Origin of the sequence: Sulfurimonas sp., from assembly GCF_028694605.1 — a bacterium.
Classification (GTDB): Bacteria; Campylobacterota; Campylobacteria; order Campylobacterales; family Sulfurimonadaceae; genus Sulfurimonas.
This window is the reverse complement of record NZ_JAQVKP010000024.1, coordinates 1-10,338: the sequence shown is the minus strand read 5'-3', so window position 1 is coordinate 10,338 and position 10,338 is coordinate 1. Positions and strand designations below refer to the sequence as shown.

At 32.4% G+C, this 10,338-nt stretch carries 10 protein-coding genes; 4 read left to right on the top strand and 6 right to left on the bottom strand.

Annotated elements, in window-relative coordinates; genetic code table 11:
• From PHY84_RS11140 to PHY84_RS11125, 4 genes are all read left to right on the top strand, one after another.
• The coding region (locus tag PHY84_RS11140) for a YfaZ family outer membrane protein (RefSeq protein ID WP_299859808.1) at window positions 1–641 on the top strand (641 nt) is incomplete at its 5' end.
• A 335-nt stretch (window positions 642–976) separates the two neighbouring features.
• Window positions 977–1,822, top strand: a complete 846-nt coding sequence (locus PHY84_RS11135) for an ATP-grasp domain-containing protein (protein ID WP_299859806.1) — start codon at window positions 977–979, stop codon at window positions 1,820–1,822.
• Window positions 1,823–1,908: 86 nt separating this feature from the next.
• Complete coding sequence (locus tag PHY84_RS11130) at window positions 1,909–3,702, top strand: asparagine synthase-related protein (protein WP_299859805.1); 1,794 nt, start codon at window positions 1,909–1,911, stop codon at window positions 3,700–3,702.
• 3 nt (window positions 3,703–3,705) lie between these two features.
• On the top strand, window positions 3,706–4,104 hold the full coding sequence (locus tag PHY84_RS11125) for a hypothetical protein (protein ID WP_299859803.1): 399 nt from the start codon (window positions 3,706–3,708) through the stop codon (window positions 4,102–4,104).
• Window positions 4,105–4,191: 87 nt separating this feature from the next.
• Here the strand turns inward: PHY84_RS11125 and PHY84_RS11120 are convergent, their stop codons facing one another.
• From PHY84_RS11120 to PHY84_RS11095, 6 genes are all read right to left on the bottom strand, one after another.
• A complete protein-coding gene (locus tag PHY84_RS11120; protein WP_299859801.1) occupies window positions 4,192–5,319 on the bottom strand; it encodes a hypothetical protein in 1,128 nt (375 codons plus the stop codon).
• A gap of 68 nt (window positions 5,320–5,387) precedes the next feature.
• Window positions 5,388–6,491, bottom strand: coding sequence for a polysaccharide pyruvyl transferase family protein (locus PHY84_RS11115; RefSeq protein WP_299859799.1), 1,104 nt, complete (start codon window positions 6,489–6,491; stop codon window positions 5,388–5,390).
• Window positions 6,492–6,506: 15 nt separating this feature from the next.
• Entirely contained in the window at window positions 6,507–7,529 is a 1,023-nt protein-coding gene (locus tag PHY84_RS11110; protein WP_299859798.1) for an ELM1/GtrOC1 family putative glycosyltransferase, read from the bottom strand.
• Window positions 7,526–8,542 (bottom strand): glycosyltransferase, encoded by a 1,017-nt coding sequence (locus PHY84_RS11105; RefSeq protein ID WP_299859796.1) that lies wholly within the window; start codon window positions 8,540–8,542, stop codon window positions 7,526–7,528. The genes PHY84_RS11110 and PHY84_RS11105 overlap by 4 nt, the downstream gene beginning before the upstream one ends.
• Before the next feature lie 79 nt (window positions 8,543–8,621).
• Window positions 8,622–9,713: a glycosyltransferase gene (locus tag PHY84_RS11100; RefSeq protein WP_299859794.1), complete on the bottom strand. Its 1,092-nt coding sequence runs from the start codon at window positions 9,711–9,713 to the stop codon at window positions 8,622–8,624.
• On the bottom strand, window positions 9,710–10,338 hold a 629-nt coding region (locus tag PHY84_RS11095; protein WP_299859792.1), incomplete at its 5' end, for an ELM1/GtrOC1 family putative glycosyltransferase. The genes PHY84_RS11100 and PHY84_RS11095, both read right to left, overlap by 4 nt.

Genomic DNA, 10,338 nt, shown 5'->3' with positions numbered 1-10,338 from the left:
GCCTGATTAGACTTTCTAACGAATCAAAGCAACACTGTGTTATCATTAAAACATTATTTAAAAACAAGGGGTCATTGATGCATATTAAAAAATTATTATTTCCCGTACTCTTCACAAGCGCTTTGGCAGTGGCAGAAAACAGTGTCGGTATAGATATCAACAACGAAGATTTTGAACTTTTGGCATCTGCGAACCTTAATGTATTGGCTGATTATTCAAGCAGCACCACGTATATGATGCACGCAGGCTATCTAAACAGTGACGGGGACAACCTTACTTCGTTCGGTGTAAGCGGGGAAAGCAGTTTGCAGGGGATAGAAGGGCTCACGTTGGGATTGGGGACAAAATTGGTGTTTGCAGATGATTTTGCAGCGCTTCCCCTGATGGCAAAAGCAGCCTACAGACTTCCGTTTAGCGATGTCGTTCCTCCGACATCACTCATAGCAAGTTTTGCCTATGCGCCCTCTGTGCTGACGTTTTCAGACGGAGACAGCTACTCGGAGTTTAGAACCGAAGCAGATATGGAAGTGATCTCAAAAATTCATGTGTTTGCAGGGTATAGAAACATCAAAACCGACTATGAAGACATGGATAGAACTTTCAACAACAGCTTTTACGGCGGGATGAAGCTGAGCTTCTAAATGTCTTACACACTCTCTCCATGCATTGCACAAGAGAGTGTTTTGCTTTTAGCTATTTACAACATTGTTTATCATTCATACCAAAATTGTTATTCTAAAAATAATTTTTACACTTATGATAGCATCAAATTATTAATTCTATTTTTTTCAAGAAAGCAAAAATTTTATTTTATTTTGCCATTACACTTTGTCTTTCTACAACTTTTTGTACATTATACACTATCCCCTTCTCCACGCTCCATATCCATACTTGATACAAAAACAGCTTATTCAATAAAATTAAGTTAAATTTTTATAAAATATTATAGATAGTTCAATAAAATATTAGGCACTAAATGGTTATTATGGTTTTAAGAAATAGATTAAAAATGCTGTTTGCTAAAATTTTTAAAAAAAAAATTATTTTATTCTCTAGACATCGTCAAAGAGAGGGAAAAATAATAAAAAGAATGACTGCTTGCATCCCAATTTTTTCAAATTTCAAAAGAGTGAATTTAAATGAGTTTTATTTAATATTTCCTTTATCGGAGGAGGCATCTACTTATTTTAATGCTAATTATTCTTATTTAAACTACAAAAAAGCCATTGTGCCGTCAAATGAAGCTATTGATATTTGTATAGATAAAAAAAGATTTACAGAATTTCTTTTAAAGAATGGATTTGAGAATTGCACAATAAAAACACCTGATATTTTATGTTATCCATATATACTAAAAAAAAGAATTGACCATAGCGGATCAAATACAGTAATCATAGACAATCATGATACAGAAAACAAATATAAAAGTGAATTGTCTTCTAATGAATTCTTTATACAGGAGTATATAAAGGGATATGAAGAATATGCAATGCATATTCTAATGCATAATGGGGAAGTCGTTTTTTATAAAACTATAAAATACACATTTGCTCAAAAAAAGTTCATAAAAGGCATAAATTTTAATCGATACTCCCAAGAAGTAGTAGATCACTCCCGATTTATAGGTCAGTTTAAAAATATATTAAATGCAATCAAGTATGACGGCATATGCTGTATTGATTACAAATTGCAAGATGAATGCATAAAAATATTTGAAATAAATGCCAGAATGGGGGCATCTTTGGCAGATTATATTGATGAAGCTCTCCATGCATATGCAAAAGCGCTAAACCTTTCTTGCAGTGCCTTATTGTCCGATTGAGATCAATGCTTACAGTTATTTTTTTAATCCTATTACAAATATGAAATTAGTATAATTTAAATAAAGAGAAGGAAGAGGAAAAAAGGGTGAACAATTTTATATTGATACAAAGCAGAGAAAAAACTATTCATATTTTACCTGAAAAACATATCGATAAATGGTATCTGATAGACAATGAAAACGGAATTCAAACAATTGATCCTAATACCGAAAATTATGCGCTTTCTGATGCTATACTTGTTGGATTCGAATCACAATCAGGCATCATTGATTTTAACGATAGAAAAGTCAGTTTAATCATAGGGGATTTTTATAAAATGTACCCGGATGATTCAAAAGCAATTATGGAATACATTCAAACGGATACAAAAAATGAAGTTTATTGTAGCGTAGGTGGGGCATTTGCATGGATAAATATTTTTTTAGAAGATAAAAAGATAGAGATAAATACGGATATGTTTGGACAACTTCCTTTATTTTATTATCATGATGAAAATGTGTTTGCTATCAGTACCTCCATTGACCTTTTGTTAAAATCTTTTCCTGATATCCCAAGAAATGTGAATATGGAACGCATCATTGAATTTATTGTATCAACAGAAATTAGTAATTATTTTTTGACTTTTTTCAAATACATACACAGGCTGAAAGGAAACCGAAGGCTCATACTTGACAACCTAAAAAACCCTATAAATATTTCAACTTATGCCTCCTTAGATGATTTTAGGGATCCGGCATTTTCTTTTACATCTAAAAATTTAAGAAAAGATATTGAAGCTGTTATAAAAGCAGTGACATATGATAAAAAAACGGCCTACAACCTATCCGGTGGTACAGATAGCACACTTTTATCAAGCGTAGGAGCAATATTGTCCCCCCAAAAAATCACTTGCTACACTGCCTCTACAGGCTTTGGCGATGATCTAAAATTCGCCCGGCTTGCAGCTTCGTATATGGACGCTGATTTAAAAGAAGTTAACATAGATTATAATATCTTAAAATCAGATAATATCTTAGAGCTTATAAAAGCCAATGGTAGACCCATACACATTTGGGGAAATAATGTAGGCAATACCACTATAGCAGATAAAGCAAAAAAAGACGGCTTTGACATTATGGTCAGTGGCGCATCCGAACATGTAGTATCGGGAGGCATATTCGAATCTAATATAAAATTATTTATATTTGAAGCTGTAAAAAACCGCAATTGGAAGTTATTGTTTGATACTTTGCGCTTTAACAAAAAATATAAACTTTTATCTTTTTGGAAAACGGTAAAAGAAATTTATCATTCCTTTAGCTCTTCAAAAGATATTAAACCGACATATTTATCCAAAATACAAGGTAAGGATTTTAAAGGATTTTTCAATCCCGACATTCAACACATCAGAGACAATGCAAAATCAGAAAAAATATCTTATCATTTAGATATTTTTGATTTTTATAAAAACTATTTCGACGGAGAAGGAGGAGCACTGCAAAAATATACTTACCAAACATACCATAGCGGTAAAGCTGCAGATATTTCTGTTAGAATGCCCTATCTAGATACAAGATTCATAAAATACATAGATCATGACAAACATTTATTTTTGCACAATAAACACAATAAACAATTTGCAAAAGATGCCATGTCCGACATCATGGATCCTATCGTTACATATAGAAAAAATACTCATGGTTTAAAATGGAGTTCGCTGGAATTTTTAAAAAGAAACAAAAATGAAATTGTAAATGAAATAAAAACTTCTCCGTTTTTAAAGAGCATACTTTCAAAAAAAACATTAGAGGACTTAAATAAACCTACTTTTAGAAAATCTTTGCTGCTTTCATTATATAGCGTAGCTTTATTTGACAAAATATTCCATATAAAAGTTTAGGTTATGGAACATTATATAAAAGACCTTGACGATATAATAGAAAATTACCCAAAGTATTTTTCACAAAAAAAGTTTACACAATGGCGATCACTTTTTGATGATAATGCTACAATGATAAAGGTTGAAGGTACCAAAATGGTATCATCCGCATCACTTTATGATGCTATGCCGGAACAGAGAGAATACGGAAAAGAAAATAAAATTTTTATAGAACAATGGTACGGTATCGAAAAACATGAATATGGAAATTTAGCTACTATTAAAGCCAATTATTCATTAATTACTGACAAAGAGAAAAGAGAGGGTGTAGATGTATTAACCCTCCATAAAGGCGAAAATGGATGGAAAATTGTCAATTTGATATATGAACAAATAAATTTAACCATTTTTTGTTTATTATAATCCTAACGTTATACATTATGCTTACTTCTTGAGCGTTCACTAAAAGCCTTTGTAATTCATAATCATGATAACATCAAATTATTCATTTTATTTCTTAAAGAAACCAAAGATTTTGTTTTGTTTTGCATTTTTTATTTTAGCCATAATAGCTTCCAACCCTGGGATTAAATTTAATCGATTGTTATTTTTTGCACAATAATATAAATCTGCAATAAAGGCTTGTGCGCTACGTTTTGCCACATTGAATGATTTAAAAGGATTTTTGCTTATTTCTTTTTCAAGAAAAATATCCGGGATCGTCCCAGTCGCTGCAAGAAACATTAATTTTGTTCTCATGCATTTAGAACAGACTCCACAATTATGAGGTCTGCTTTTCTTGTCTACGCAAAATGTCAATGATTTAAGCATTTCGTCGGATTTCATCAAAAATGGTATTTTTTCAGATCTGCCAATATTATCGTTTTCAGTAATAAGCGAAGTGACTCCATCGTTAAATAAAAAGTTGGTTGCAGAATTTGATCCCCATGGAAATACCAAAAATTGCTGATCCAATCTATAGTCAGCAGCAATAACTATTTTTTTAAAATAACCGGTATAAAGAAATCCGCACGCCGCTAAAGCAAAAATATGACTCACATGACTTTGTTTTGTATTAACTTTGTATTTATTGTACACATGATATGCATTTGTTTTAATAAAAAACCGACTGCCTCCAACTAAATCGACAAATGGAGCTGTCTTCTCTATAAAATGATTAAATTTGACTTCATCGGTATAAGAATAGTCCATCCCTTGCACTGTAAGCAACCAAGGTGCATTTTTATATATTTCCAATCTTTTGCCGATACAATAGGTACTATCAATACCTCCGGAATAAAAACAGAGAGTATCTTCCTGATATTCTTCAGATAAAGAAGATGGCAATATCGTATCAAAACTGATTTGAATATCATTAAAATGTGATGGCATCCACATGGACCATATCTGTGACATTTTAATTGCGTTTGAGACAGTAATGTTGGTGCCGCTGCCTTGGATATGAAGATCAGCGTTCAATCGCATTGCGATCGGAAGAAATAGCCATACAGCGAAATCCTGTCTTGCTTTATTGACAGGAACAGACGATAGCGTATGCAACTCGATTAAATCCTTCTCTGATGAAACTCTTATGATATTCTCATCATATAAAACACAAACATTCAACTTTTTACGCATAAACCTACCTGCTTTTTAGAGATTATAACGTATAGCAATTTAATAGCGGGCGACCCGTTTTAAATGTCTTATATTTTTATAAAATTATTTTCAAAAATTCTAAAATTTTTAATTTCAATAGATTTAAATTTTATATCATCGCGTTTAATTTCATTCAACATTTTAACAATCTCTTCTTGTTTGGCTTCATGGGAAAGAGGCATATAGGGATAATTTTGCAATAGAGCAACCCCACGATTTTTGTATGTATTGCCATCAAATGCAAGATAAGGAACCCGATATATGTAGGCAAATATATTCGGATGCTGCCGCCCCCCAACAAGAATCACTGCTCTAGAAAATATAGCCATTGCTTCATAATAATTTACATTTGGTGTCTGAAGAACAATTAAATCATATTTTTTTTTCAGCTTATAAGCAAGGTAGATGTCTGTTTTTGCATTTGCCATAAAAACAATGGGAATCCCAAAAAAAACAGTTTTAATAGAATCCAAAATCTTGTCCATTTTTTCTATAGAGTTTTTATTTCTATTTAAGATTGACGAACCAGTAACCGAAACAAATTGTTTGGGAAGCTTGTATTTTTTGATAATCTCATCAATTTCTCTGCTGCCAATCTTTGGCAGTCCATAAACTGCATCAGGAATCAATTGACATTTTTTAATTCCAATCTTTTTAGCATATTCCCAAGAAAGCGGCTCTCTGACTGAGACAAAATCACATAAGTTGTAAATTTTTGATAATAAAGCTTCCAAATCGGTCCGATTATTCAGATCAATTGTTTGATTAATAGATGCAATGGTTTTATGTTTCATTTTTGCCAAATAAAGCATGCCCATAAATCGAATCAAGTGGCCGGAAGCATAATGTACCGCTCCTTCGCCATTAAAGCAGACATGCGTATATGCATCAAAAAAATTTTCAGGTATATTCATAAGCTTTAAAATTTGCAAAATGTTTTTTTTATTGTCACTCATGAGTGCTTTTTTTAAAAGAAAATTGTAGTAATAGCGAAAAATTTTTATTTTTTTAAACGGAAGATCCGGTAAATCTATCGGTATAAATTCTGCATCGGGATATTCTTTAGAAATTAAATATTGTATCCCTGCCGATGTTGCCTGTCCACCCCAATTACTTGATTTAAATGTGTTGATAAAATATGCTATTTTCATTATTTTTTCTACTAATTATAACAAAAATTTAAGTTTCATAGCAATTTCATCTATTGAAGACTGTGCCAAAGGCAAAAATGTAAATTTTGTTTTTTGAAAATCAAGAAACTTATTTATTTTTATTCTTTTGATATGCCCTTTCTCTGAAAATTTCTCTAAAATTTTTTGATAGTTTTTATCAGGATTGGCATGCTCCGCGCCAAGAACATAAGTTTCTTTTTTTCTTGCAGAAATAGCCTCACTGATCATAGAAGAACTGTCTTCGGTAACAAAAACTGCTTCGCACAATCCCAAATACGGCAATAAAACTTTTTCTGCTTGCTTATGGTATTCAACAAAATACGCACTATGCCTATCCAACTCTTGTTTTAATTTTTGTTCTATTTCTAGCGGCGTTCTTCGGGAAGTCGTTATCAGCCATTTCACGTTTCTTTCTTCTGAAACTTTCTTAATAAACTCAACAAGATAAGAATAAAATTCTACATCATACTTATAGCCCGATCCGTCCCCCCCGACCAGCAATGTGTAGTAGGTTTCATTTTTATCCAAATGATGCAAAGACGAAAAAACATCTGCTTCTTTTTTGAGTATCTCTTGGGTGACCGTATTTGGCGCGACATCAAGTATCACTTGATTTTTATAGCCAAGGTCAATGACGGTGGTGATACATGTAAACAGCTCTTCATGCAATCCCCTCAAAGCGCCGTTTAAAATATTTTTGGCTCCGTATGCCAACGACAGCCATGCATTGAGATTTGACGTATTGCCGCCTGTTGAAACGATCAAATCAGGTCTGTTTGCAGGAAGGGCAAATTTTTCATAAAAGTATTTGATATATTTCAAACTATTCTGATTTTTAAAAACAAACGGCAATGCATTTAAAAGATATCTAAGCAGTTTGCGGCTTATTTTATTTTTTATTTCTATCTCGCAATCGTCAATTTTTAGATCAGGATAAATTTCTTGCAGGGCCAATACTATCCCCTCTGTTTGGTTGTAGTGCCCGGGCTTGTTGTCTTTGATAACCAATACATTCATTTTTGAAAAACCTTATGATAAACTTGAATTGTTTGTGCTGTCATATTTTCAAGGGTAAATGTATTTTTAGCTTTCTTGAAGATTTTCTGATATTCAACGATATTCTGATCATAATCCTTTTTGAAGTCATTGACTTTTTTTGCAAATAGTTTTGGATCAAAATGTGAAATATATTGAGGTGTAATAAACTTTTTGATATCTGCCACATCTGTAGACACAATAGGTGTACCTAAAAGTAATGATTCTGCAAATACATAAGAGAAGCCTTCTCTCCTTGAAGAAATCACTAATAAATCGCTGGACTTAATCATACTTTTTGTAAATTCATTTTCAATGTTGCCTGCAAATATTATTCTATTGTCTATATTTAATTTTTTGGATAATTTTTCTAATTTTTCTCTATCCGGGCCATCTCCAATGAGTAATAACACAATATTATGATCCATATATTGCATACTTTCAATCAACAGATCAAAGCCTTTTGCTTCGACCAATCTTCCGACACCACAAATAATAAATTTATCTGTGGGAATATTGAAATGCTTATGTAAATCTATATCGATATTATCTGCTATTTCGATTCCATTATAAACAGTTTCTTTATTATCAATATTTAATTTTTCCCCTATTCTGTCAGAAACAGTAATCACTGCATTAGCTTTTAAAAATGGCTTTAAATTTTTTTTAAAATTGTGTAAGGTTGCAACTATTTTTGATTCTAAAAATGGTTTTAATTTAATGATCATATCCGTTGCTTTATTTGCTTGGGCATGAATAATATCAAATTTTTCTTTTTTTAAAATACGAAAAAGTTTCCATAAGGTAAATACATTGAATCTACCTTTTGTTAAATCCATTTCTATAAAATTCATATTCTTAAAATCATCTTTATATTTTTTAGAGGCAATAACAGTGATATCGATTCCTTTAGCTTGTAAACCCCTAGAAAGTTCGATAGTGTGTTTTTCAAGTCCGCCATTCCCGTCACTCGCTAAAACTTGACAAACTTTCATTTCCTCTTACCTCTCATATAGACTTTTATAAACCTGACACGCACATATTCTGCAATTGCACCAATAGGCTTAGCGATCATTAGATACTCTTATATACTTCAATATTTTTTTCAACCATACTCTTAAGTGAAAATTTCTCTTTTGAAAAATTTGATATATAGTCTTTATTAAACTCTGTTTTTAGTGCTAGCAATAACTTATCATACAAATCATTTTCATTTTCAGGTTCAAAATAATAACCTGTTTTCCCCTCTATGATATAATCGCTTGTAGCACCGACATTGGTACCTACTAGAGGAACTCCTAAAAACATGCCTTCGACATTCGCTCTACCAAAAGTTTCCGGTTTATAGGAGGATGATATATTTATTTTTGCAAGAGAGAAGATTTCTTTTATTTTGTTTGTATGCCCTACAAATATGATTTCATTTTCTAAATCTAAATTTTTTACTAACATTTCCAATTGAGAATAATACCCTTCTTTATCTTTTCTATATCCGCCCACTAAAAGAAGAACTGAATTTTTATACTCTTTTTTCAATTTTGCAAAAGCTTTTATCGTTGTTTTTTGGTCTTTCCATTGAGTTATTCTTGCAACTTGAGTGAATACTGTTTTTTCTTTGAGATTGTATTTAGCAATAAAATTATTAATAAAATTTTCATCTAAATCTTGATTATTAAAATATTCTAAATCAATACCCCTTGGGATCAATTTAATTTTCTCTTTTGGTACTTGATAGTGCTTTATTATATGCTCAATCATAAAACTGCTGCCACAAATTATTCTATCAGCTTTTGTCATAATTTTGCTATATAAATTTACACTATTAAAACCATGTACGGTACTCACAACTTTAAACTTTAATGATCTATTTGCAAAATATACAAGCCAAGCGGGAACTCTGCTTCGTACATGGATGATATCCGGATTTATCTTTTTAAGTATCTTTCTTAACCTAAACACTCTTAAGGGAACGGTAAATATATTTTTACTGCATATATCATATTGTATATGTTTGCCGCCATCTTTTAAAATTTGATCTACTAAACTACCGCCGTTGCTTATAACAATATTTTCAATACCTTTTTTAATAAACTCCCTATTTAAATCAACAACGCCCCGTTCCACTCCGCCTTCGTTAAGTTCGGGCAGTAACTGTACGATCCTCATAATTTAGCCTCCTTGGCGTAACGGCAAAAATCTATTTTTTTGCTGCATGGATTGAATGTCCCGTCAAAAATATGCACATAGCCTTGTTGTTGCAACGATTCGATAAACCGCGTAAACTTGTTTTCTTTTTTGCTCTCCAAAGGCAAGATCATGACATTTGCCTTGCCTGCACTGAGGGCTTCAGAAACCATCGAAGTGCTATCGGCTGTGATACATACCGTTTCACACCGGCCGATAAAATCCGGTATCGGGTTTACAGGGTTTTCCGAATAAATTACCGTATAATCAAAGCCGCTGCTTTTGATCAGCGCATCAATTTCCTTTGATGTCCTCGGCGAAGTCGTAACGGCGATCTCATACCCTTTGAAATGCTGCTTGATCGAGTTTAGCTGCAGCTTGAGCTTTTCTTTGGAAAAGGTGAAATACTTATTGTCGCCCCCGATCACAATGCCGACAGAGGGTTTTGCTGCCCGGTATATCCCTTTGGGTTCGATATAGGCAAAATTTGCAGGGATTTGGACAATATTCTCTTTGAGAGGCGGTGCATCGTGACGCTGTGCAAAAATCAGATCAAAATCATACCGGTATCCTTTTGGCAGCATCATCGCGATAGATCTGGCATGCA

Coding starts and splice junctions, on each gene's coding strand:
- PHY84_RS11135 (WP_299859806.1), top strand. CDS start 977: ATGGTTATTATGGTTTTAAGAAATAGATTAAAAATGCTGTTTGCTAAA.
- PHY84_RS11115 (WP_299859799.1), bottom strand. CDS start 6,491: ATGAAAATAGCATATTTTATCAACACATTTAAATCAAGTAATTGGGGT.
- PHY84_RS11105 (WP_299859796.1), bottom strand. CDS start 8,542: ATGAAAGTTTGTCAAGTTTTAGCGAGTGACGGGAATGGCGGACTTGAA.
- PHY84_RS11110 (WP_299859798.1), bottom strand. CDS start 7,529: ATGAATGTATTGGTTATCAAAGACAACAAGCCCGGGCACTACAACCAA.
- PHY84_RS11125 (WP_299859803.1), top strand. CDS start 3,706: ATGGAACATTATATAAAAGACCTTGACGATATAATAGAAAATTACCCA.
- PHY84_RS11120 (WP_299859801.1), bottom strand. CDS start 5,319: ATGCGTAAAAAGTTGAATGTTTGTGTTTTATATGATGAGAATATCATA.
- PHY84_RS11100 (WP_299859794.1), bottom strand. CDS start 9,713: ATGAGGATCGTACAGTTACTGCCCGAACTTAACGAAGGCGGAGTGGAA.